Origin of the sequence: Microcystis aeruginosa NIES-843 (assembly GCF_000010625.1) — a bacterium.
Lineage (GTDB): Bacteria > Cyanobacteriota > Cyanobacteriia > Cyanobacteriales > Microcystaceae > Microcystis > Microcystis aeruginosa.
Window position 1 is genome coordinate 5,557,478 of the sequence record NC_010296.1, and the last position, 23,372, is coordinate 5,580,849.

The window sequence follows — 23,372 nt, forward strand, 5'->3', positions numbered from 1 at the left end:
CCTCTGAGTTTCTCGCCACAGCAAGTGCCGGCTCTGGAATATTAGTCGTTGACTCCTAAGTAGCTGTTTGCAATTAAATAGAAGATAGGTTTTGCACTCGATCCCCCCTGCCCCCCTTAATAAGGGGGGTGCCGACAGGCGGGGGGATCTTAGAGTTTTTTACGCCCATCTACTTACACATTTATTTATATATATCGCTAGATAACTAAAATGTGTTAAGCTAGGCGGTAGCATTCTGGGAAATCACGACAGATAGATCAGTCTCTTATTCGTCAGAATCCCTGAACCCCTGATTACCTCTTTCTCCCCCGGTCGATGACAAAACCAATGGCTGAACAACGCTCTGTACTAAAATTTAATGGCATCGATGATCACATGGATCTATCCCACGGATTTCTTGACATCGATCAGAGTATTACCATTACATTTTGGGCAAAAGGGGAAAATAATTTAGCTACAGAAACGACTCTTTTAGAAGCTGTTAATCGGGAAAATAACCGCGTTCTACATATTACCTTGCCTTGGGGCGATCCCGTGAAACCTGCGATTTTTTGGGATGCGGGTAATGAAGAAGGTTTCGATCGAATTGAAAAAAAAGTCAAGCTTAAGGATTATAGCGATTGGACTCATTGGGCCTTTGTCAAAAATGCGACCACAGGCCGAATGTTGATCTATCGTAATGGGATCATTTGGCATCGTGGCAACGGTCATAACCGTGCCTTAACGGGGATTGAAAAAATCATCTTGGGAGCCTCTGTTAATCTCTCTCATTATTGGCAAGGTTGTCTTGCAGAACTTTCTGTTTGGAATCAAGCGCGTAGCCAAGAAGAAATCCAAAAAGCGATGTATCAATCTCCCTTAGTTGATGACCTTGGCTTAGTTACTTATTTATCACTCAATGGCAGTGCCGAGGATCAAACAAGTTATAGCAATCATGGTATTCTTTATGGGACAACCTGGCAACTAGATAGTCTTCCCTCCAAACCGACCTCGATCCCTAAATCAAAAACTCAGACTAGCAGTAAAGCTAGAAGGAGTGCGAAAAGGATAACAATGGTCAACGAAATTTTTAACTCCCTTGAAGAAGAAGAAGTGATTGAACAGGATGCTCCATCCGAAAATCAAGAACCTTCCCGGGAAGAGAATCCAGAATCAATTATAATTGCTGCAGAAGCTGCTCTTGCCAGCAATGAAATTGAGGAGATTAGTGAAACAGCAATTTCTCAACCAGATATCCTCACTTATTCAAACCAGAAAAAACGGTTAATTATTTGTTGTGATGGTTCTTGGGAAGACTCTGCCAGTGCTTACCCCACCAATGTGGTTAAATTCGCCGAATCTATTAAGTATATTGCCGAGGATCAAACCCCCCAAATCGTCTTTTTGTCAGGTTCTGGCACACCCGAAGATAACGAATTTATTAAAAGTTTAGGGAATGAAACTTTTGGCTGGGGCCTTGATCGAATGATTCAAGATGCCTATCGTTTTCTTGTCCTTAACTACAATCCCACAACCGAGGATGAAATTTATTTGTTAGGTTTTAGTCGAGGCGCATATATCGTTCGTTGTTTGGCTAGTTTTATCGATAAATGTGGAATCCTAAAACGCTCTAAGATTAAAGAAATTCCCCTAGCTTATCAACTCTATCGAGACCACACCGTTAGTTCTGATAGTGCCAAAGCTCAACAATTCCGTGCCGCTAATGCTAAAAAAATTGAGACAGAAAAGGAAGATTTTCAAGATCGTATTCCAGTCAAGATGTTAGGTTGTTGGGATACAGTTGGCAATTTTGGTATTCCTGATTTAACTCCTTGGTTTCCCTTGGCTAAGTTTTATCATAAAAAATATGAATTTAGTAACACAAAATTAAGTCCGATTATCCAGAATGCTTTTCATGCTGTGGCCATTGATGAAAAACGTAAAAACTTCCCTTATACTCCGATCAAAGCCAATCCAGAAAATCCCGAACAAGTTGTTAAAGAAGTTTTATTTGTGGGTGAACATACCTGTCTAGGTGGTGGCAAAAAAGAATATCAAGGACTTTCCGATTACCCGTTACAATGGATGATTAATCAAGCCAAAAAATTGGGATTAGAGTTTGACTCAACCACCTCTGAATCTGAGGAATTCCAAATTAAACTAGACCCGACCATCAAGTTCGATAATACTGTTAAAGGATTGTCGGCCTTGGGAGGTGAGCAATGGCGATATTTCAATACAAAAGTTGTCACTGTTCATCACAGTGTGGTAAAACGATTAAAGGCTTTTTCCGATTATCGTCCCAAAAGTCTTGAACCTTTTCTTCAAGCTTTACTTGACGACGATCAACAGACAGATTAACCTTGCTTTAGAATTAAACTAATCCTTCGCTAGAAATTTGAGGTGATTTTTATGGAACTCGATAACATTATCAAAAAAGTGGCAGGTACTTATTTAGCTTCGGCTATTATTGCTGTCATCGTGCTAATTCTGACCCTCGGACAACCCTTTGTAGTTTTTCTGGGTATTGGAGCGATGGGGTTGGTTACTGTGCTAGGAGATGCGATTGCTCAGTACGGAATTGAAGCGGTTCTGAATGCTTTTTACACTGAGCGAAGTAAAAAAGAATCCCTGGAAACACTTTTGGCTGAAATTGATGCTTTACCTCTGACTGATGACCTGAAATTAAAAACCAAAAAACACTTGACTGACCATCAAGAACAGACAGTAAAGCAGCAAGAAACGGTAACTGAGCCAACTCCTGAAAGTCCTCAAACAGTTGTTATTGAAAATGAACCAGTTATTGAAAATGAACCAGTTATTGAAAATGAACCAGTTATTGAAAATGAACCAGTTATTGAAAATGAACCGGTTGTTGTTGAAGTTGAAAATGTTTAATTAGGTATTGCTCCCTCTTGCAATAGCTGGGGGCAGCGGATGATTATTGCTAAGTATTGAGGAATTTTTTGGTCTAAGATAGCTATGCTAAATAGGAACTCTCAACATCTGATGACCTATAAAAAAATTGCCATTTATGAGCAAAGCTATCAACTTCCTGTTTTTAAAAATAGATACTTAAAAAATTTTCAGAAAATCATCAAGGAACGTCGGAAATTAATTCAAGAAGGAGTTCGCTACCATTACTATTTTGGTAAGATTATTAAACGAAAAGAAAAAATTACTCAACAAGAAATCTTGATCGAGACTCAGTTATTAATTAAAGACTATAATTTATTAATTAATGGACTAGAAATCTATCAAGACGGATATTATCGTTTTTTACTCCAACTCAGTGACAATCTCAAAATTTTATTTTCCCAAAAATATCAAGAATTGAAAATCTTAGACTACGAGAGAATAAAGTTAGAAATTAAAAATAATAATAATCAAAATATTCTCAATCAACTCAAGCTAGAAAAACAGGAAAATTTTCGGGCAATTTTGCTACTGGGAAAAACATCTTTTTTGATGTTGAGAAAAACTAAATTACTAGGGGAAGGAGTTCAGAAATTAGCCGAGGATACTCAAAAGCAGAAAAAAATTGTGCAAGCAATTATTCAAGAACTCAAAATTTATGAGGAATTAAATCATTATCAACTCAAATCTCAACGAGTTCGCCAAGAAATTGCGGATCTTGCCCAAAATGCGATTAATTTTGAAAACTACTTACAGGACTATTTTGCTCCTTTTCAATTATTAATAGAAGAAGTGATTAAGGTGGATGAAGAATTTTATGCAACAGTTGGAGAAATTAAGTATTTGGTAGATAATATTTTTCCGCCTCAGCCTGCTCTCTTAGAAACGTCAGATTCAGCCATAAATTCTGAGTTTTTGCTAAATTTTATGGCGACTGGTTACGAGAAAGAAGCAAGGTTAAAAGAGGCTTTTTCCTCGGATCAATTTAATGATTACTTATTCAATGAAAGTGAATGGTCAGAACAATTTATTTCCCTAGAAAAAACCATCAATAAATTATCTCATCATTTAGCAGAACAAGAGGCTTGTCAAAAAGACACTATCCCCAAAACTCCCCTAGCAATAGTTGTCTCTCAATTCACTCAAAACAATATTCACAAATCTTCTACTTCTAAAAATCCCCAGACTTCCCCAAATATCTTAACTCAAGAATCGGCTGATATTGATTATAATCAATTACAAGATTTGCTAAGAAAGCAACAGTGGCAAGCGGCCGATCGCCAAACAACCAAGCTACTATTGAAAATCTTGCGTAAGACCTACTGGAATGAGGTTTATCCTCAAGATATTGCTCAATTACCTTGTTCGGATCTGAAAAAAATTGATCAACTTTGGCTTCATTATAGTCATGGTCATTTCGGTTTTAGTATTCAGCAAGCCATTTTCTCTAGTCTCGGTGGTTTAGTGGATTATGAAACCCAAAAGAAACTTGGCGATCGCCTAGGTTGGCGGAAGGAAGGTCAATGGCTCAATTATGAGCAACTAAACTTTGAATTAGAGCCGAATTCTCCCCTCGGTCATTTACCCGTTCATTGGTTGATTTTTGAAGAAAATCTTTGTTACCCATCTGCGGAAGCTTCTGACAATCAAAACTCCCTGGCTTTCTGGAGAGTTGGCAATTGGTTATTGTGGCAACTTCACCTCGTTTTAAGCAAAATTCAAGCCTGTGGAATTATTCCTCTGTCTGACTTTTAAAGTGATTATAGCGTTTCCCAATCTCATGAGGTACATCAAAATCTTAACTCCCGAATCCTGAATCCTGAATCCTGAATCCTGAATCCTGAATCCTGAATCATCAAAACCTAAGACTCTGTACCTCACAACTATGGGAATTGCTATATCTAAGCTGTTGACTATCTAAATTACTCGTTAATTAACAGGGATCAGGGAGAGGCAGTTTGAGCATTTATACTAAAATTCCCAATACATACGCAGTTTAAATGCAGTACAGCTTATCATCCTAAATCCTGTTTTAAAAAGCAGATAACAATCAATCCTAAGTTAGCCAATGATAGTTAGTCAAGTTTTTAATTTCATTAGTCATTGTTTCTTCCATTGCTTCAATCGTTTCAAAATGCTCATTAACCAGGGGTTCATCTACTAGAGACCATAATCTCTCGGCTGGCTGTAATTCTGGCGAATAAGCAAAGTAGAAAATCGAGCATGATTCCCTCGGCAACCTAAAGTTTTTGACTTCTATCTGAGAATTGGGAAATTTATCGCTTAATTATTGGACTTTTACTGGTAAATTCTGCTTAAATTTTTCTGGTTTAACTGGGTCTCCCTTTTTATGTTTTGGTCTCGGTTTTTGACAAGAATATCTGCACTTTTTTTAAGTAATCCCATCCCCTTTGATTCCAAACTTTTTCTCGTCCCGTTTCCTTTTCTATCCATCTAGCCACCTTCGGACCTGTCCAGATTCCTCCATCGGCAGGACGTTTTTTCAGTTCTTCTTTTAATTTTTGCAATTGTTCTTCCTTCAATAAAGGTTCTTTTCCTCTCCGATGTTCCCCACTTTTTTTCTTGAGATTTTTAACTCCTTCTTCCCCTAATTCATTATATCTTTTGAGAATTCTAAAACTATATTGATAATCTAATCCTACAGCTACTGCAGCATTTTTGATTGTCCATCCTAACGATATTTTCCACAATAAGTGCCATCTTCTTGTTTCTACTGAGTCTTGACTTCTTCTGTATCTATCTTTCAGTTCCTCTGAACTTAGATGTTCGGCTAAGTAAGCTTTCTTGGGCATTTTATCTCATTGTTTTTATTTACCCTATTATAACAGGATTTAGGCTCAAACGGTAAGTCTGCCAAAGGAAGCGTCAAAAGCGCAAAATCTGCGAGATTAGTTTTGGAAACGCTAATCTCAGCGAAGCGGATTAGCTTAGTTCATATCGATCTCATCGAAAATTTTGGGTCTGAAACCCCGCCGTTTTACGGCGGCTTTGCTGTTAAATCTTAGCACATTTACACGATATATGCTAGAATGCGGGATATGGAAAAAGCCTATTCGTTTCGATTTTACCCCACACCAACACAAGAGTCGCTATTGCGGCGCACTTTGGGCTGTGTAAGATTAGTTTACAACAAAGCTCTCCACGAACGAACACAAGCTTGGTACGAAAAGCAAGAAAGAGTAGGCTACGCTCAAACTTCTTCAATGTTGACTGAGTGGAAAAAACAAGAAGAATTAGACTTTTTAAACGAAGTAAGCTGTGTACCTTTACAACAAGGGTTAAGACACCTACAAACAGCTTTTACTAATTTCTTTGCTGGTCGTACTAAGTATCCTAACTTTAAGAAAAAACATCAAGGAGGAAGTGCCGAATTTACCAAATCTGCTTTTAAATTCAAAGACAAACAAATCTATTTAGCTAAATGCACAGAACCCTTACCTATTCGATGGTCAAGACAAATACCAGAAAGCTGTGAACCAAGCACAGTAACAGTCAGATTACATCCTTCTGGACGTTGGCATATTTCAATAAGATTTGATGACCCAACAATCCAGCCATTACCCCCAACCGATAAAGCCATCGGAATTGACTTAGGAATTAGTAGCCTCGTGATTACCAGCGATGGAGACAAGGTATCTAATCCTAAGCATTTTAAGAAACATTATCGGAGACTGCGAAAGGCCCAAAAAAGTCTTTCTCGAAAACAGAAAGGCTCAAAAAATCGGGAAAAAGCGAGAATCAAAGTAGCAAGGATTCACGCTCAAATTACTGATAGTAGAAAAGACCATTTACATAAGCTAACCACTCAATTAGTTCGTGAAAACCAAACGATTGTGGTTGAGAATTTAGCCGTCAAGAATATGGTCAAAAACCCGAAATTATCTCAGGCAATATCTGATGTAAGCTGGGGAGAAATCACTCGACAATTAGCCTATAAATGCCGTTGGTATGGGAGAAACTACATCGAAATAGATAGATGGTTTCCTAGCTCTAAAAGGTGTAGTAATTGCGGGTATATTGCTGAGAAAATGCCGTTAAATGTTCGAGAATGGGACTGTCCAGACTGTGGGACACACCATGACCGAGATATTAACGCGAGTAAAAATATTTTGGCCGCAGGGCTTGCGGTGTCAGTCTGTAGAGCGACCATAAGACCAGAACAGAGTAAATCTGTTAAGGCAGGTGCGAAAAATCCTTCGGGACCCCAAGCAGAAACCTAAATCGTGAGGTTTGGGAATCGCCGTCCGTTTTACGGCGGCGAGGATGTCAACGTCAAGTCTAGCTCTAGCACAGAGGCTCCCCTGTCTGGACAGCACTAAGGATTGTCTTGTAATTCACTCGATCCCGAACGTCACCGAAACGACCGCAGTAATATCTTTGTCGATCGAGGAAGTGTCGTAAATTCCCGAATCGCTCACGTCGGTGGAATTGCGCGAGGTGATCTGAAAAACTCCCGTTTTCGCATCGCGCACCCTTCCCACCCGACTGCCAGTACTACTGGCGATCGCTTCGGCTCTGGCTCTCGCATCCTTGGTCGCTGCCGCCACCATTTCCACCCGCAGCTTATCGAGTTGGGTGTAAAGGTATTGGGGGGGTTCAGAGACGAGGCTAATTCCCTCCTCGATCAATTCCGTTACCTGCCTAGAAAGTTCCGTGTAACGGGCCACATCCCCCGCTCGGATCTCGAAGCGTTGGCTGAGGCGATAGGCAAGAATTTGCCCAGTTTCCTGGCCGTTAGCTGTTACTTCGGGAATCGCCATCGTCTCGATCGCGTTGGTGGTGATTGCGTCGTCGGGAACTTGTTTTTCTTTGAGATAAGCTCGTATCCGCTCGGTTTGCCGGATCAGATCGCGATAGGCTTCGCGGGCGGTGGGTTGTTGACTGGAAACCGATAAACGCCAGAGAATATAATCGGATGTAATCGCCCTTTTTGCCGAACCAGTCACGACAAAAACATCGCTGGCCCGTTTCACCGCTAAGAGGGAGCGCGCCGCTATCCAGGAACTCAAGACGAGAGCGATCGATAGCACCGACAAACCCGCAAATAGCTGCGGGAAACGTCGGAATATAGAACTGTCTTTCATCGTCACTCCTCCTGAAAATTCGACGTTTCTATCCTATGCTAGTAGCGAGCGAGTTGAAATTATTATTTACAAAAATAAATTTTTCTTGCGTCAGGTTGATGCGTTTTGACAGCAAAGATTATTCAGCCCTTCCCGACGTCGGGGGGCAAGAGGGGGTCAAACGGTTTAATCTTTTTTCTGCCTGGCGATAGTATTGCGGTATCTCTACCGTTTCCCCATCACTGTTAGCGTAGAAAACTTTTAAACCTACATCCAATCCCACACATCTTTTAGTCGGCTCTAACGGTTTCGCATATTCCCGAATATCAACGCTAAGACAGAATTGGACATAGTAACCGTCTGCTCGTTTAACAATCCTAACTCGTTTAATTTGGTCTATAGGGTAAAAGTTTAGGTCTCTGGTTCCTTTCAGTTTAACCGTGCCAATATTTTTCTTATCTGTGAAAGTTATTTTCTTTCTATCCTCCGATAGTTGACCTCCACAGTTTTTATATTCCACAGAACGATTATTCTTTTGGAATTTAGGATAACCTTTTTTACCTTTAACCTTTTTCTTACAATTGTCATAGAAACGAGGAATAGCCGACCATGCTCGTTCAGCAGATGCTTGTCTAGCAGTAGAATTTACAGTATCGACAAACTTGAACTGTTTGGCGAGAACAATATTTATTGAGAGAATATTTATCTACTTTATCCTCTTGTTTGGCATCCATCCAAAGCCTTAAAGCCTTATTTCTGATGAATTGTACTGTACGAATAGCTTCATCTATGGCAGAACACTGACTTGGTTTGACCACGGCTTTCATTTCTAAGACAATCATTGTTTATCGACCTCAAACAACTTATTTTATGTTAAACTGTAGAGCAGAGATTGTCGAGATTTTAGTGGCCACCGAAGCTCTGTCGAAGTGTCGTGCTTCGCTGTTTTATATTGGTCGGGGTTTCATCCCGTCGCTAAGCGCTTCGGGTCTTCACCCCGACATTTGAGATAACTTCAAGGCCGAAGTCGAAGTTCCAGCCGATGGCGGGAACGGCATGATCGTCACTCAGGGGGGCGCTTCGGTGGATAAGGATTTTACCTGCTGAAGGGGAAACCGGTCTTCCTCTGGAATCTGGTAGACCTAAAACGGCCGCGCTGGGAGGGAACGACCGCGTTATCGCCTGGGAAACACCTTCTGGAGTTCGATTTTACCTACGACGGCCTCGGCATGGGAACGCTCGCTTTTAACAACCTAAGCGGTATCGGTCAGAGTGGAACTGGCGTATTGAAAGTGGACGGTCAAACGGTAGCGACTCAAAAGATGGAGCGAACTCTACCCCTGATCCTTCAATGGGACGAAAACTTCGATGTCGGCGCGGATACGGGGACTCCCGTGGAAGACGCAGACTATCAAGTTCCCTTCCGGTTCAACGGTACGTTGGATCAATTAACCCTTACCGTCAACCGTCCGAAACTGTCCCCGGGGGACGAACAGAAATTATGGGAGGCACAACGGAATAATCGCGTTTCCGAATGACCTCGTCGTGGGGGATTGATCCCCCATCTTGCCGAGCGTGTGCGAGTTTTGGCAAAGTCGAGAGATTATCGATTTTGGCAAGCGATAGGATAGTCAATGGCCCGATCGATGCGCTTCAACACGACAAATTAGGCATTCTGTCAAGAGAAATTAACAAATTTAAATATTTCTCGACCTAATCGATTCTCGAAAAAATTTACCGGAGGAAATGAACGATGTCCCAAGATAAGCCGATTCAACGCCAAATTCTACCGATTCCCGACTTAACCCCCTTCGGTCTAACCACCTACGACGCGAAGAATCCGGACACTGACTATCCCCCGATTCGAGATATCCGACCGCCGGCCGGCGCGCCCAACGTGCTGATCGTGCTGCTCGATGACGTGGGCTTCGGAGCCTCCAGTGCCTTCGGTGGCCCGTGCAATACCCCCACTTTCGAGCGATTAGCGGCACAGGGGCTAAAATATACCCGTTTTCATACCACTGCCCTCTGCTCTCCCAGCCGCGCGGCTTTGCTCTCTGGAAGGAATCATCACTCGGTCGGCATGGGCAACATCACCGAAACCGCCACCTCCGCCCCCGGGCAGAGTTCCGTTCGTCCCAACACCAAAGCACCCCTCGCCTTGACCCTGAAGCTGAACGGCTATTCCACGGCGCAGTTCGGTAAGTGCCACGAGGTACCGGTTTGGCAAACCAGCCCGATCGGCCCGTTTGACGCTTGGCCCTCTGGCGGGGGTGGATTCGAGTATTTCTACGGCTTTATCGGTGGCGAGAATAACCAGTGGGAGCCGGCACTGTACGAGGGAACAACCCCGATCGAACCGCCGAAAACCCCGGAGGAAGGGTATCACCTGACCGAAGATCTGGCTGATCGAGCGATCGCTTGGGTCAGTCAACAAAAAGCCCTCGCCCCCGATAAGCCTTTCTTTATGTACTTCGCCCCCGGCGCGACCCATGCCCCCCACCACGTCCCCAAGGAATGGATCGACAAGTATCGGGGCCAATTCGCTCACGGTTGGGATCACCAGAGGGAGATTACCTTTGCCCGACAGAAAGAACTGGACGTAATTCCCCAAAATGCCGAACTCACCCCCCGTCACGCCGAAATTCCCGCCTGGGATGACATGGATGATCGCCTGAAGCCGGTATTAGAGCGCCAGATGGAGGTGTACGCCGCCTTTCTGGAACATACCGATGAGCAGGTGGGACGGGTGATTCAAGCCTTAGAAAATCTAGAAATCCTCGACGATACGCTCGTTTACGTCATCATCGGCGATAACGGCGCATCCGCCGAGGGAACGCTTCAGGGCGCGTTTAACGAGATGGCCAACTTTAACGGGTTAGCGGGTCTAGAAACCCCGGAATTTCTCCTCTCGAAACTGGATGACTTCGGCGCGCCCGATTCCTATAATCACTACGCGGTCGGTTGGGCTTGGGCGATGAGTAGCCCCTACAAATGGACGAAGCAGGTCGCTTCTCACTGGGGCGGGACCCGCAACGGTACGATTGTTCGTTATCCCAAAATCATCACGGAAAAAGGTGGGATTCGCCATCAGTTCTGTCATCTGATCGATGTGGCCCCGACGGTGTTGGCAGTAGCGGGAATTCCCGAACCGACTATGGTTAACGGTGTCCTACAAAGTCCCTACGAGGGTACGAATATGGTTTATACCTTTAACGACGCGGCCGCCCCCGAACGTCACGATGTGCAGTATTTCGAGATGTTTGGCAATCGGGGCATCTATTACAAGGGTTGGAGTGCGATTACCAAGCACCGCACCCCGTGGATTATGACTGGACAGACGATGGTTCCTTTCGACGATGATATCTGGGAACTATACGACGGCAGTACGGATGGGACGCAAGCTCGGGATCTCTCCCGGGAAATGCCAGAGAAACTGCACGAACTACAGCGACAATTTCTGATCGAGGCGGTTAAGTATAATGTACTGCCCCTAGACGATCGCCAAGTGGAACGGGTCGATCCCGCCACCGCTGGCCGGCCTACCCTCGTGCGGGGAAACTCGCAATTATTCTTTGCCGGGATGGGGCGTTTGTCTGAAAATAGCGTCATCAACATCAAAAATAAATCCTTCTCGGTGACGGCGGAACTGAACATTCCCCCGGAAGGCGCGGACGGGGTGATTATCGCCCAAGGCGGCCGCTTCGGTGGTTGGAGTGTCTATACCCACGACGGAAAAGCCAAGTTCGTCTATAACGTGCTGGGGATTCAAAGTTTTGTCACCGAGGCGACGGAGACGATCCCGGCCGGTAAGCATCAGGTACGGATGGAGTTTGCCTACGATGGCGGTGGTTTAGGACGGGGGGGAAATGTCACCCTCTACTACGACGGTCAACTGGTGGGTACGGGTCGGGTAGAACGAACTCAGGCTTTTATTTTCTCTGCGGACGAGACCACGGATATCGGCTACGAATCCGGTACCCCCGTAGCGGCGGAATATACCTCGAAAACCAGTCGTTTCACCGGCAAGATCGGTTGGGTTCAACTGGATGTGGGTACGGACGCTCATGACCACCTGATCGACCAGGAGGAACGTCTGAAAATTATCATGGCCCGGCAGTAGAAAAGGGGACTTGCGATCGACGGTTTCGCTTATTCGGTCTTAGGGGAGGAATCGCGATCGCTGGCGAGCCAATGTTTAATAGATCTCCTGCAAAAATCAAAAATTGTCGTAGTTAGTGAGGAGTCAGGAGACAGGAGATAGGAGACAGGAGACAGGAGGATAAAAAAGACAAGAGACAACTATCCTACCGATAAAATCTAAGATTATGTCAAATTTATCGGAATTTTTAGATATTTTGACCAGATAGTGCCTCGATAACTTACTTTTCCAGGAGGTTTGATTTTCTATAGCAAAAACTAACCGCAATGATAGTTTTATCTAGGGTTTGCGGCAAAAAGTTTTTCGTGGGGACAGGGTGTAGGGTGTGGGGTGTGGTGCGATTCGTTGGCTAGAAACTAGACAGTAAGACGTTTAGAGGATTAGCCGCTTGGTAAATGTAGTACCTTGATAACTTTATAACCCTACAGGTGCGGGTTAGTAATAACCTTAGTCCTGTCCTCTAGATGCCTAGAGTGACGGCATTTCCTGCTGCTTTAGACTTGGTACATCTGAGGTAGTGAGCGAGGAAAAAAAAGCGGTATCTGATAGCCTAAATCAGAAACCCGTTGAGCCAGAACCTATGGATAGCCCTGGGGCGAAGATACGAATTAACCATCGTCAACACCCACGAGCCAAAAGGCTGACAGGCTCGAAACAAAAGTTAACAGAGTTGGGGCTGATAGCTCATACCACTATCAGTAAGGCATTCCCGTTACTCTGTTGTGGACAGTATCATCCTAAGGGTTCAACCAATGGTTATAGGGAACGAAGTAACCCTGATTGACTCTGCCCGTTCGGGGCAGTAGGAAACCATCCGCAAGTCAATAGAGGGAGAGGATGTCCTTAAAAGCCAAGGCTTTGAGTAATATCAAAGATATGCTGACAAAGGACGGGTAACTAGGAAGTCTAAGCAACAATCAACGGTCATATACGCCCTAAAACCAACAATCTTGTCTGGTGGGGATACAGCCAAGAGGGTTGAATAGACAAGGAAATAATAATTCCCATTATTATTCTACTAATGACAGTAGCCTAGTTACTCAGGAGCCGGATACGGCGAAAGTCGTAAGTCCGGTTTTGAAGCAGGGGGTGGGAAGGCGACTTCCTGCTCTACTGTAACGGGTTTTACCGATTTTCAGGTGGTCAATTACCTAATTTTCAGAGAAAAAGTACCTGAATTTTCCCCCCGATCACTCCCATGCCCGGAACTTTTTGAGGGCAAAAAAGTCTAAAAGTCTTATCCAACAAGGTTTTTAGATTTATTCAGCCAGCCCTAATTAGTCTAAATATTGGCTAAGAAAATTACTGGAAATATCAAATATAGCGTTATCTTAATGGTGAGGTAGGAAGTCTCTGGTTTTAGGAAAGGACGGAACTGCGGAACGCCGGAACAGTAGCTGGTCGTCCGGAGATGACGCCAAATCCCGTCATACTTCATCTTGATGAGAAACGCTATCAGCTGTTGTCTATTTAAACTGGGTATTAAGGAGAGCAATCATGAAAAATTCTCATCAATTGACCAAATCCCTGAAGCGTTTTCGTTATACACTTTTTCTGGGAGTAGCGGCCATGGCAATCACTAGCTGGGGGATGCCCAATATTTCTGTAGCCCAGACTACTCCTGCTCAAGAAAAAGTGCAGTTAATGTTCGTGCAAACGGCAGAAGATATTCAGGTAGATCCCGTCACAAAAACAATTCGCTTGGTGAACGTCAACAAACAGACATTATACTTTTCCGATCGCCCGAACCGGATTGCTGGTAATCTGACCATGGCCGCCTATATGGATGAGTGGACAGCCAGGGCAGGAAAAGATAATTTTGCTAACGATCCCCCCAATGCGACCCTCTCAGTCTACGAACCTGGTCGTCAAGACAATACTATAGTTGTCGTCGAGATTAGCAATCCCGTCATCGATGGCAAGGACTTGATTTATAGCTACAAGCTAATCGAAGGGACTCTACCCAAGGCCGGCGGGGCAACTTCCCTATTTATCGATTGGATTGGTGTTGGTGGTGGTGTCGGTCCTGGCTTTTACGGGGTGGGGGCCGGTACCCGCGGAGTCGGTTTATACGGTGGTTACGGTGGATCCCTACGTTATTAATACTAATGTTCTATTATTTCTGTAAATTTATCTAGCGATTAGGAGAATCCCATGAGTTACCTAAATTCTTGCCGTTGAAAGCCTTGTGGCTTCAGCCCAAGTATGAAAACAAGGAGCGAGATTTTAATCTCATGTATCCTAAAATATGATGTGACACCAGCAATGCGAACAAGAACAAGGTTGGTCGCGTCGATCTCATGCTAGTAGAGGTGAAACTCCCGTCGGGAAGAAACTGGTAGCAGCGTCGCTACAAAGACTAAGGCACAGACAAGCAGGCAGCAAGAGTTAGCGATTTGAATCTGCCAGACTGGTATAGGCAACCACTCGGAAAGCGAAAGTAAAAAATGAATGTAAGCGCAACGTATATGGTGAGTTAACCAGTATGTCAGAGCGTGTAGGTGGCTTTTGACTGCCACCACTGGTTTTTGGTTCTTCGGTTTGTGTTATGCAATGGACGGGGGTTATAAGGGATGGAACCCTTATCTAGAAAGGCATTTAGCGATTTTTGTCAATTGTTTTTGATCTAGAGCGAACTAATCAATTAAGTCTCTTACCAGATAAGGATTTAGTCGATTTATGCCCCCCTATCGAACCATACTAAGTAACGAAAAACCCTATTACCGAAGTCCCACTTACTTTAAACGGTCGGTCCATGGGCATTGTTAGAATACGGAACTAAAGATTCGACAGATTGAAACCACGTTTTAAAGGATAAATGCCCGGTGGCAACCAAAATCCTTCTGTGTAGCCTTCTTTCTCCTGCATATAAACATGATCAAAGAAATGGAGGTTTTCAGCATGAAGGTCTTTGATTTGCCATTTAGGCCCGTTTATTCCAGTTTCGTGTTTACCCTGTTGATCGTCCCAAAGATTCTCTGGGTTAGGAAACTGAGTCCTTTTTGCTCCATCTTTGGTAATGAAATAAATGTGACCTGATTCATTCGATTTATCCTTATTTTTTCGAGGCCATCTTGCTCCTATTGCCCCACGAGGTGCTAGGTAATCTTCTTTCAAAAAGTAGAGAAATCCCAGACGACGCAGTTTTTTCTCAACGCCTGTAACTCGAACATTATCCATTAAACAAGGGTCTTGGAAAAGTGCTTTGACGGTGGCTAATCCTAACTTTTCAGCCAGATATTTCATCACACAGGAGACAGAATAAGCGCAGGGTGCGTCATCAATATGGTATTGATCTTTGTTTTGTTCAACTAATTCGTTTAGTTTGTTTCGACCTTCCTCCGTTGCTTCCATAAAGGTTTCTTTGGACTGAAGAATGGGCAGGATTCCTTGTTCAAATAACCGGCACCCTTCGGCATCAGTTAACCTGTGATCTGTCGGCAGAGACTTGGTGTGTTTAAGCTTTTTGTAATCATCTAAAACCAGACCCCCATAAATAGTTTTAGTATAATCTGAGGAATCTGCCACATAAATTATAATGCTGGTTTCTTCTTCATGATTAGCTTGATCATAGCCAAAGGCAGTAATTTTGCGCTTCCCAGGATTCGTGAATCCTGAATAAGTAATCGACCAAGAACCGTCTGCTTTAACCTGATTATTGCCTAGGGAATATTTGTCATCTGCTGTGAGTTCTACAGTGACTATTCCAGAATTTACTTTGCCTGTAAAAGTAACAGGTTTTAGACGTTCAAAGCGAGCATCATTGATGGGACTAATAATTTGTAGGGAAGTCATGGCATTTCTCCTATGGGATTGTTGAAAAATTTACTGTTAGACGAATTGATCGCCCAATGAAGGATTAAAAGCGATCGCTTCAAGATCAGTACGATAGATACCAACTTTATGAATTTCCTCTGGTAATCTTGGCCAGATGTGGACTTCACTCTCAAAAGTGCGCCAAAGTTGGGGAGTAATTCGGAAGACTCGGTTATTAACACTGGAAAGTCCTGCAAAATGTTCTTGCATTCTGACATTAACGTGCCGATTTAAGACCTCAAAGACTTTTTTGACCGTAGCAGGATTATCATATCCGTCGTAATGATTGAAAGTGATTCCTGTTTGATTTTTTAGCTGATTACAGAAGCTTTTAGGTTCTTCGAGTCGTTGAACTTCTTTATAGCCATTAGCAAAAACATCATGAGCAATGGCTTCTAAATAAAGTTGTCTTTGAGCGGCGGGATTTTTAGCGTAGAAAAGAATTTTTGCCACCGCCAAAGTTGAGCCAACACAATTGCCAAATGTTCCCCAACTACCGAAGGCCAATAAATCATCATAAGGTAACACAGAAGTGACATTCCAAGCCCCATTAAAAAGTCGGCCATCAATGATGACTAATTTAGCGCGTTGCTCAGAAGAATAGTTCTTGTATTTAGCCAGAAAATGCTCATCTAACTTCGCTTGTTCCCTGTCGTCTTTCTGATAATCATTAATACTACCATTTTGACGACGAGTTAAAATAGCTACCTCGAAATCCCAGTCAGTTTCTGATTCTTCTAACCCAACTGCTGGTAATTTTTCAGTCACAAGTTCTCTGGGTGGTCGTCGCCCGTCGTACCACATTTCAGTCTCCTTATTAGAGATGCGGACACGCACTTTAGTTTTAGGAAGAGTTTGAGCGATTCCCATTGCTACTAATTCATCTGCTCCCCAAGTAATTGGCTGTTTGAGAGCCGAGAGATTATACTTATCCAGAAGATTGTATAATCTTGTTTGCATTGTTTCTCGCACATCTTTGGATGAATGTTTTTGAGAATCTCCCATCGCACAAACCACCGCTGAGATTTTTCGATTCATCGACTGTAATAGACGGATAGATTGTTCGAGTCTCCACAACTCTTTGTCGTGTCTTTTTTTTGCCCAATCTGGATAAGGAGTTGGATCCGGTTGAGGAGGACCGACACCAACAAAAGATTGGACGATGACCGCTTTTTCAAATTGAGAAATAGTGGGGAGATAATCTTCGGGATATTGTAGCAATCGTTCTGCAATAATGAACGCTGTATCCTTGACCCGAAGCAGTGTAATCATTTGTCTGACTAAAGAATCTGTTTGTCTTCTCGGACTAAGAACGTACACAGGACAAATTCTTTCTGAACGGTTGTCTTGTCCATTAGGGGGAATCCCCACTCCATCTCCATCTTGTTCTGTTGGTCGATGATACACCTTAAATTGAGACTGCTTAATGTCTTGTAATATCTTGGCCACAGGGTCATTACTTTTAATTTCGACATGGGGAATATAAGCGAACCATTTCGCTATCTCATTAACAGGGGTTGTTAATTCTAATTCCCAGTGATTATTGTCCGCAGATTTGTAATCATTAATCTCAATTTTATCTCCTGCTGTCAAGGAAAATTTTTGAGTAAGATCAGTAATTTGACTGCTATCTAGGGTAGATTGTTTGATAACAGTATTGACTAGAGCTTTCAGTTTTTGGGTAGTCATCATTTTTTCTCCTTTTTTGCCTGATTCTGGACAGGTTACGTTAACAACAGCAGACGGTTCACAAATAGGATATTTTCCCTTTGTCAAGTTAAGGAAGTTACAGTGAGTTGGATGCTATCTCGATTATTAGCATAGGCGATGATCACATCGTTAGCAAAGCAGTAAAGCCGTCCTGTTTTTGGTGCTGTAAACTGTTTATTTGTGCCAATGAGGAACAAACTATCTTGATCTTTATCAATTGAACCAATCAGTGAAAACCAAGGTGAATTAGGCATTCGTCGTAGTCTTTCACATAGTTTCAGAAAGAAATTAGTACTTTCATAACCATCAGCATTAGAGGTAATTGTCCAGTCTGTCCATTGACCTGTTGCTTGAAAATGATATTCTTGTCCAGCGACAAGATTAATTCCTGTATCGTTCCAGATTAGTTTTGAGTCTATGGTTATAGGGAGATTTGTGTTTTGCATTACCTGTTGTAAGGCTGATGCCAGTAAAAGTTTGTACATTGTTCGTGAGTAAATCACCGAATCAAAAAAGAGTAGGGTGATCACTATGAAAGATCATTATGATCACCCTTGAGTGAGTTATTATTGAGGTTGAGGACAAGTTCCTAGGCCCCAATCTACATATAGATCATGGGGATTAGTATCTCGTAGCCAACTAACTAATTTTTTGTAGTCAGCAATATCGTAGATACCAAGGCAACCTGCCGTTCCTGGACAGGGACCATCACAATATTTTCCATTCCAATCAATATGGATTTCAATAGCACTTCGCCGTGTGGAATTCGGTCCGACATATTTGATAGGGGTAGTCACTGGACCCAGACCATTACTAAAAACAGTCGGTCCATATTTATCTTTGCCACCTGCCCAGAGAATGTCATTAATGTACCATTTGCCTTCAGGCAGCGGTTCCATGGAACCCGATACACTTTGAGGACCTGTACGGAATAGTTGTTTACTCCGTTGTCCAGAGCAAACTTTAAGATGATCTTTTACCTGTCCATTCTTGATATATTCCAAAATGAGAATATATAAACCATCACCGTCTTTCTGGTTAGTTTTAGTCAGTCGGAGATAAGTTCCTTCAGCAGGTTGAGGAGTAGGTGTGGGTGTTGTTTCTTCTCCCCACAATTTAGCCCAAGTTTTTGGTCCGACTTTCCCATCTGCTTCGGAGTGACCAAAAACGTCAGCTTGGAATTTTCTGACCGCCTCATCCGTGCCACTGCCAAAGATACCATCCAATTCTTTCTGGTAATAGCCTAAATCTTTTAAGCGTTCCTGCATTTCTCGGATGTCATAACCGGGGGCATCTTCATCACTCATGCCTTTCAGTAACAGTCCTCGATTTAATTGAGGTGGATTTTCCACTAGAGAAAGTGTCTGATTACGACCTGCGAATACAATTTGTGTAGCTTGCGGAATAGGACTCCCAGGTTCGGCAAGATGAAAATTCCGAGCATTGGGATATTGTTGCAACAGATCGATCAAATCATCTTTAAGATGGGTTTCTAGTTTAACAACCTCTACCACTTGTTGATCATTGTAGGCAACAACTACTGTATTTCCCCCATCTAAATATCCTTTCAACCAAGTTACAGAATGTTCAGGAGAGACTTCAAGCTCAATAGGAGTTCCAAAACTATCATTTTTACGGAATAAAGCTTCCTCATCTTTACGGCGATTGGTTAACCCCTCAAGCACAACTTGTACTCCGTTAACTGTTGCTTTATTCCAACGTTTAAATTCATTGGCAGCCCCCTCATAATCCTTCTCATTCAGTTTACGTCGTAAGGTACTTTCTTTAAAAGCTCCGATGCCTACGTTATAAGCAAAGGAAACTAAAGCGTCAAACTGATTTTGATGAAGATCAACATTTACTAATTCATCTACAGCTTTGGCTTTTTCCTCACATTCATTGACAAGGAAGCCTTCCGCCTGTTGATCAGTAATCTTATCCCCTTCCCGAACACGTCGTCCATCAGGATAACAAGTTGTTCCAATCCCAATTGTCCAAACGCCAGCAGGACATTTATAAGCGGTAAGCTTACAACCTTCCCACTTTTTGATCAGATCAATACAGTTCTGTGATACTTTCATGGCAAATCCTCCTAATTATGTCAGATTATGAGTGTTTATGTAAGTAAAGTGAAGGCGACATTTTTGAGGCAGCGAAGTGCTAAACAGAGACTATTTCTTTCTTTCTCAAAGCACCAAGCTCTTGCTCAAGCATCATTTGAATTTCGGGAATAGCGGGTTTATAAGGGGGATTAACATTCAGGTCTGTCCAGCGATTTTTAACACTTTCATGCAAATTGCTAACATCCCCTTCAAATTGGCGAGGTGCTGTTCCCGCTACATTAAATGGCCATTTTGACGTATTATCAAAATACGCACTACAATTGGGATGAACTCCATGTTGAATATAACTTTTATCTAAGGCCAAACCCAAGGCTTCGACTTGTTCCATCATCCACAATAAAGCCCCATCGGATAGGCCAGATTCTTCCTGAGAACCTCCACCAACACAACCATGACCCCCCGGAAACCAAACTTGAACCACCTGTTCTTTTTGTTGTCTGATCTGGGTAGAATGGGGACGCATTAGCGTTACATCAAAGACCTTACGAATTTCATCAATAGCAACTGCATGAAACGCCTTTTCAATTGTGGGATTGATGGTCGAATCATAAAAGCGATAACGTTCGTTGAACTTTTCATCTAAATGCAGAGAATGAACGATATCGGGGATACCTAAAGAAGCAACCGTATCCCAACAGCATAAGGCTTTAATGGGAACCCGTCGTCCATACTTATTACGGAAATCAATGGCATTTTTACCGTTAGGTGCGTTATTTGGGTCTTGTTTGTCTCGGTAAATTTCGTAGGCTTTGGGAATTTGTCGGATAAATTCTCGATACAACAAACCACAATTATAAATTAACCCAGCTAAACAGCGTACAGTGTAAGCTCCCCGACTAAACCCAAAGAGATAAATTTCATCTTCAGGTTGATAGTTTAAGCACAGAAAACGATAGGCATCCTCAATCTTATGATCCATGCCAATGCCTAAAGCACCTCCAGCAATTTTAATTAAAGTATCAGTTACCTCGGCATTAGATTGTTTTGTCCCAATCCCTTCGTCATAGTAGATGATTTGACGGATGGGGTTGCCCTTACTATCATCAAGTGGTGTGATAGCTTGCACCATTTTGACAACATTGGTAGGATAACCTTGTCCTAAATCTTGCCAAGTTCCATCACAACAAACAATAAGACGGCTTTTCATAGCGATGAACCTCCTAGGTTTCTTAAAACTCGCCAGTTTACGGAATCTTTGAGAATTCTAGTGAATCATGACTCAAAATTATTGAGATTTTCCTTGAGGTAAAAGTACTGCAAGACTCAACCGAGACAAAGGAAGTTCTAACTCTGTTCGGAAGTGATATAGATGAGTTAGATAGCCAGCTTGACTAGGTAAAATTAGGTGCGGTACTTATACTCACTACTCTAGATCGTCTATCAGAATTTACTGCCCTAAGGATTGCAAATTAACATATTTCTTTAGATTTATGTATATAAGTTTACAGAATATTGTTGAGCTATTTATTAATAAAAAAAGTTGAGTTTGATTGAAAACCATCTTAACACCTAAGCCCGCCAACCTGAACTTTAGCTGATTCTCGATCGCAATTTTAGCCCACCCTAGCACTGCGCTCTTTTCCTACAAGGATTTTTACTAAGAAAAATGATCTGTCTGCCTGAGAACAGGCTATAGTGATCATCAAACCCTCAGTGAAAAACTTCCCGTGTCTTCAGTATTCCGCCTTCCTCCCTATTTTTCCCCCGCTCTGCAGCGTCGAGTCATGAAAACTCTCGCCGCAAAAAAAACCCGTCAATTCTTGACATGGGCGGCAGCTTGTGCTAGTTTTTTGATCCTCTGGGCGTGGAATTGGCAGTTAGTTTTGGCCACTTTAACCGGAGTGGGGGCGATGATTGGAGTTTACCATCTCCAGGGTCAAAACTGGCCATCGCTGTGGCTGTGGGGGCGTGCTTTTTTCAGCGCCGATAGCGGTAAGTTAACTTTAGCGGTAGTCTGTGGCGGTTTGGGCAGTTTAGCCACCTATCTCGCTGTCGCCATTTGGACCTATGCCGAAAATCGCTGGTTGGCCCTGGCCTCAATTTTGCAAGGATTTGGCACGGTTTTGACTTTAATCCTGCTAGGATGGCATTTTCTCGACCATCGCGGTCAAAATGAGTCAAAAAACTTCGATCGCTGGTTAGAAAAATTAACAGTCAATGATCCCTTAATGCGCTTAATGGCAGTCCGACGTTTAAGTGAAATGCAACTTTCCCCCAGTCGTCGAGAACAATGCCAAGAATACTTCCGTTATCTTCTCTCGCGAGAAACCGATGCACAAGTGCGATCGGCTTTACTCGATAATTTTGCCAGCAAAGAAGCAATCAAACCGCAACCTTTACAAATACCTCTACAGGTGAGAAAATCCCTCCTAAAATACGATTAATACTAAATCCTGTTTAAAAAGTATAGGGAAGTGGGGAAGTGGGGAAATTGAACTAAAACCCCAAAACCCCAAAACCTAAAACCTGTCTCCTAACGACCGGCTCCTGACTCGGAGAATACTGACGACCGACGACCTGCACCTGAATCCTAGGCCACCATTTAAGATAACTGCTATAGTTAAAGCTAAAGGCTCACTGTAGAGGCTGAAGACGATATTTTTTTACACCAAAGTTAACTCGCGCTCCTCGATATTTTGGAACATAAGTGTACTCAGATAACGTTCCCCGAAACTAGGCTGAATCACCACAATTAATTTACCCTCATTTTCCGGTCGTTGGGCTAGTTGAATCGCCGCGCAAAGATTGGCACCGGAAGAAATCCCCGAAAGCAACCCTTCCTCTTTTGCCAGACGACGACCAAATTGAAAAGCTTCCTCATCACTGACAGTAATTACCTCATCAATCAGATCTGTGCGTAAAACTTCTGGAATAAAACCTGCACCGATACCTTGAATTTTATGGGGACCGGGATTACCACCAGAAATCACTGGACTATTGAAAGGTTCCACCGCGACTACTTGAAAACTAGGTTTACGGGATTTAATTACTTCAGCGACTCCCGTAATCGTGCCGCCAGTACCCACACCCGCAACAATAAAATCTACCTGTCCCTCCGTATCTTGCCAAATTTCCTCAGCAGTGGTGAGACGGTGAATTTCCGGGTTAGAAGGGTTGCGAAATTGTTGCAACATATAAGCGTCGGGGATACTATCGACGATTTGTTGAGCGCGTAAAATTGCCCCTTTCATACCTTGGGAACCGGGGGTAAGTTCTAGGGTAGCACCGTAGGCTTTTAACATCGCCCGGCGCTCTAAACTCATCGTTTCCGGCATAGTTAAAATTAAGCGATAACCCTTAGCTGCCGCAGTCATCGCTAGAGCAATTCCCGTATTGCCAGAAGTGGGTTCCACTAAAACCGTGGTTTCTGGATTGATTAAACCCGCTTTTTCGGCGCTATTAATCATGTGAGTGCCAATGCGGTCTTTGACGGAAGCAGCGGGATTCATCCCTTCTAATTTCATCACAATTCGGCCAAGACAGCCCTCCGCTTGGGGAATCCGATTCAATTGTACTAAAGGTGTGCGGCCAACCAATTCGGTGACATCGTGAGCGATACGCATGATATTTTCTCAGTCTGGG

Annotated in this window: 17 protein-coding genes and 1 pseudogene; 8 read left to right on the plus strand and 10 right to left on the minus strand. The window is 43.1% G+C overall.

All coding sequences use genetic code 11. The annotated features are described in order from the left end of the window. Positions 1–327 precede the first annotated feature (327 nt). The 3 genes from MAE_RS26225 to MAE_RS26235 all read left to right on the plus strand — a co-directional run bounded on the left by MAE_RS26225 (position 328) and on the right by MAE_RS26235 (position 4,650). A complete protein-coding gene (locus MAE_RS26225) occupies positions 328–2,340 on the plus strand; it encodes a phospholipase effector Tle1 domain-containing protein (RefSeq protein ID WP_041804434.1) in 2,013 nt (670 codons plus the stop codon). Between the two features lie 51 nt (positions 2,341–2,391). Further along, the gene (locus MAE_RS26230; RefSeq protein WP_041804435.1) at positions 2,392–2,877 is read left to right on the plus strand and encodes a hypothetical protein; all 486 of its coding nucleotides are present in this window, start codon (positions 2,392–2,394) and stop codon (positions 2,875–2,877) included. A 111-nt stretch (positions 2,878–2,988) separates the two neighbouring features. Then, positions 2,989–4,650 (plus strand): GUN4 domain-containing protein, encoded by a 1,662-nt coding sequence (locus tag MAE_RS26235; protein WP_049897889.1) that lies wholly within the window; start codon positions 2,989–2,991, stop codon positions 4,648–4,650. Positions 4,651–4,951: 301 nt separating this feature from the next. On the opposite strand, the gene MAE_RS31165 is transcribed toward MAE_RS26235, so the two are convergent. Both MAE_RS31165 and MAE_RS26240 read right to left on the minus strand, forming a co-directional pair. Continuing rightward, a complete protein-coding gene (locus tag MAE_RS31165) occupies positions 4,952–5,134 on the minus strand; it encodes a hypothetical protein (protein ID WP_012268180.1) in 183 nt (60 codons plus the stop codon). A 109-nt stretch (positions 5,135–5,243) separates the two neighbouring features. Beyond that, positions 5,244–5,708 carry a helix-turn-helix domain-containing protein gene (locus MAE_RS26240; protein WP_002799684.1) on the minus strand — a complete coding sequence of 155 codons (465 nt, stop codon included), beginning with the start codon at positions 5,706–5,708 and terminating at the stop codon, positions 5,244–5,246. 246 nt (positions 5,709–5,954) lie between these two features. Between MAE_RS26240 and MAE_RS26245 the strand changes: the two genes are divergently transcribed. Continuing rightward, a complete protein-coding gene (locus tag MAE_RS26245; RefSeq protein WP_012268181.1) occupies positions 5,955–7,136 on the plus strand; it encodes an RNA-guided endonuclease InsQ/TnpB family protein in 1,182 nt (393 codons plus the stop codon). A gap of 114 nt (positions 7,137–7,250) precedes the next feature. Here the strand turns inward: MAE_RS26245 and MAE_RS26250 are convergent, their stop codons facing one another. Together MAE_RS26250 and MAE_RS31170 are read right to left on the minus strand one after the other, a co-directional pair. Further along, positions 7,251–8,000 carry an SIMPL domain-containing protein gene (locus MAE_RS26250; RefSeq protein WP_002796620.1) on the minus strand — a complete coding sequence of 250 codons (750 nt, stop codon included), beginning with the start codon at positions 7,998–8,000 and terminating at the stop codon, positions 7,251–7,253. 157 nt (positions 8,001–8,157) lie between these two features. Then, a pseudogene (locus MAE_RS31170) lies at positions 8,158–8,821 on the minus strand (RNA-guided endonuclease InsQ/TnpB family protein); the annotation flags it as partial. Positions 8,822–9,208: 387 nt separating this feature from the next. Here MAE_RS31170 and MAE_RS26265 point away from each other — a divergent pair. From MAE_RS26265 to MAE_RS26275, 3 genes are all read left to right on the plus strand, one after another. Continuing rightward, positions 9,209–9,517: a hypothetical protein gene (locus MAE_RS26265; protein WP_012268183.1), complete on the plus strand. Its 309-nt coding sequence runs from the start codon at positions 9,209–9,211 to the stop codon at positions 9,515–9,517. Positions 9,518–9,732: 215 nt separating this feature from the next. Continuing rightward, positions 9,733–12,102, plus strand: coding sequence for an arylsulfatase (locus MAE_RS26270; RefSeq protein ID WP_002796624.1), 2,370 nt, complete (start codon positions 9,733–9,735; stop codon positions 12,100–12,102). 1,536 nt (positions 12,103–13,638) lie between these two features. After that, the gene (locus tag MAE_RS26275; protein WP_012268186.1) at positions 13,639–14,244 is read left to right on the plus strand and encodes a hypothetical protein; all 606 of its coding nucleotides are present in this window, start codon (positions 13,639–13,641) and stop codon (positions 14,242–14,244) included. 675 nt (positions 14,245–14,919) lie between these two features. Here the strand turns inward: MAE_RS26275 and MAE_RS26280 are convergent. The 5 genes from MAE_RS26280 to MAE_RS26300 all read right to left on the minus strand — a co-directional run bounded on the left by MAE_RS26280 (position 14,920) and on the right by MAE_RS26300 (position 20,937). Next, entirely contained in the window at positions 14,920–15,936 is a 1,017-nt protein-coding gene (locus MAE_RS26280; protein WP_012268188.1) for a hypothetical protein, read from the minus strand. Positions 15,937–15,972: 36 nt separating this feature from the next. Further along, complete coding sequence (locus MAE_RS26285) at positions 15,973–17,646, minus strand: DUF4127 family protein (protein WP_012268189.1); 1,674 nt, start codon at positions 17,644–17,646, stop codon at positions 15,973–15,975. Between the two features lie 83 nt (positions 17,647–17,729). After that, a complete protein-coding gene (locus MAE_RS26290; RefSeq protein WP_050766328.1) occupies positions 17,730–18,152 on the minus strand; it encodes a hypothetical protein in 423 nt (140 codons plus the stop codon). An 81-nt stretch (positions 18,153–18,233) separates the two neighbouring features. Continuing rightward, the gene (locus tag MAE_RS26295) at positions 18,234–19,748 is read right to left on the minus strand and encodes a glycoside hydrolase family protein (RefSeq protein WP_012268190.1); all 1,515 of its coding nucleotides are present in this window, start codon (positions 19,746–19,748) and stop codon (positions 18,234–18,236) included. Positions 19,749–19,827: 79 nt separating this feature from the next. Then, on the minus strand, positions 19,828–20,937 hold the full coding sequence (locus MAE_RS26300) for a DUF2235 domain-containing protein (protein WP_012268191.1): 1,110 nt from the start codon (positions 20,935–20,937) through the stop codon (positions 19,828–19,830). A gap of 520 nt (positions 20,938–21,457) precedes the next feature. Between MAE_RS26300 and MAE_RS26310 the strand changes: the two genes are divergently transcribed. After that, positions 21,458–22,174, plus strand: a complete 717-nt coding sequence (locus tag MAE_RS26310; protein WP_041804440.1) for a hypothetical protein — start codon at positions 21,458–21,460, stop codon at positions 22,172–22,174. Positions 22,175–22,393: 219 nt separating this feature from the next. Here the strand turns inward: MAE_RS26310 and cysK are convergent, their stop codons facing one another. Beyond that, positions 22,394–23,353 carry a cysteine synthase A gene (gene cysK, locus MAE_RS26315; RefSeq protein WP_012268194.1) on the minus strand — a complete coding sequence of 320 codons (960 nt, stop codon included), beginning with the start codon at positions 23,351–23,353 and terminating at the stop codon, positions 22,394–22,396. Positions 23,354–23,372: the final 19 nt, after the last annotated feature.

Bases quoted from the DNA above. Each gene is read 5' to 3' on its own strand.
- MAE_RS26225 (WP_041804434.1), top strand. From the start codon at position 328: ATGGCTGAACAACGCTCTGTACTAAAATTTAATGGCATCGATGATCAC.
- MAE_RS26230 (WP_041804435.1), top strand. From the start codon at position 2,392: ATGGAACTCGATAACATTATCAAAAAAGTGGCAGGTACTTATTTAGCT.
- MAE_RS26235 (WP_049897889.1), top strand. From the start codon at position 2,989: ATGACCTATAAAAAAATTGCCATTTATGAGCAAAGCTATCAACTTCCT.
- MAE_RS26240 (WP_002799684.1), bottom strand. From the start codon at position 5,708: ATGCCCAAGAAAGCTTACTTAGCCGAACATCTAAGTTCAGAGGAACTG.
- MAE_RS26245 (WP_012268181.1), top strand. From the start codon at position 5,955: ATGGAAAAAGCCTATTCGTTTCGATTTTACCCCACACCAACACAAGAG.
- MAE_RS26250 (WP_002796620.1), bottom strand. From the start codon at position 8,000: ATGAAAGACAGTTCTATATTCCGACGTTTCCCGCAGCTATTTGCGGGT.
- MAE_RS26265 (WP_012268183.1), top strand. From the start codon at position 9,209: ATGGGAACGCTCGCTTTTAACAACCTAAGCGGTATCGGTCAGAGTGGA.
- MAE_RS26270 (WP_002796624.1), top strand. From the start codon at position 9,733: ATGTCCCAAGATAAGCCGATTCAACGCCAAATTCTACCGATTCCCGAC.
- MAE_RS26275 (WP_012268186.1), top strand. From the start codon at position 13,639: ATGAAAAATTCTCATCAATTGACCAAATCCCTGAAGCGTTTTCGTTAT.
- MAE_RS26280 (WP_012268188.1), bottom strand. From the start codon at position 15,936: ATGACTTCCCTACAAATTATTAGTCCCATCAATGATGCTCGCTTTGAA.
- MAE_RS26285 (WP_012268189.1), bottom strand. From the start codon at position 17,646: ATGACTACCCAAAAACTGAAAGCTCTAGTCAATACTGTTATCAAACAA.
- MAE_RS26290 (WP_050766328.1), bottom strand. From the start codon at position 18,152: ATGTACAAACTTTTACTGGCATCAGCCTTACAACAGGTAATGCAAAAC.
- MAE_RS26295 (WP_012268190.1), bottom strand. From the start codon at position 19,748: ATGAAAGTATCACAGAACTGTATTGATCTGATCAAAAAGTGGGAAGGT.
- MAE_RS26300 (WP_012268191.1), bottom strand. From the start codon at position 20,937: ATGAAAAGCCGTCTTATTGTTTGTTGTGATGGAACTTGGCAAGATTTA.
- cysK (WP_012268194.1), bottom strand. From the start codon at position 23,353: ATGCGTATCGCTCACGATGTCACCGAATTGGTTGGCCGCACACCTTTA.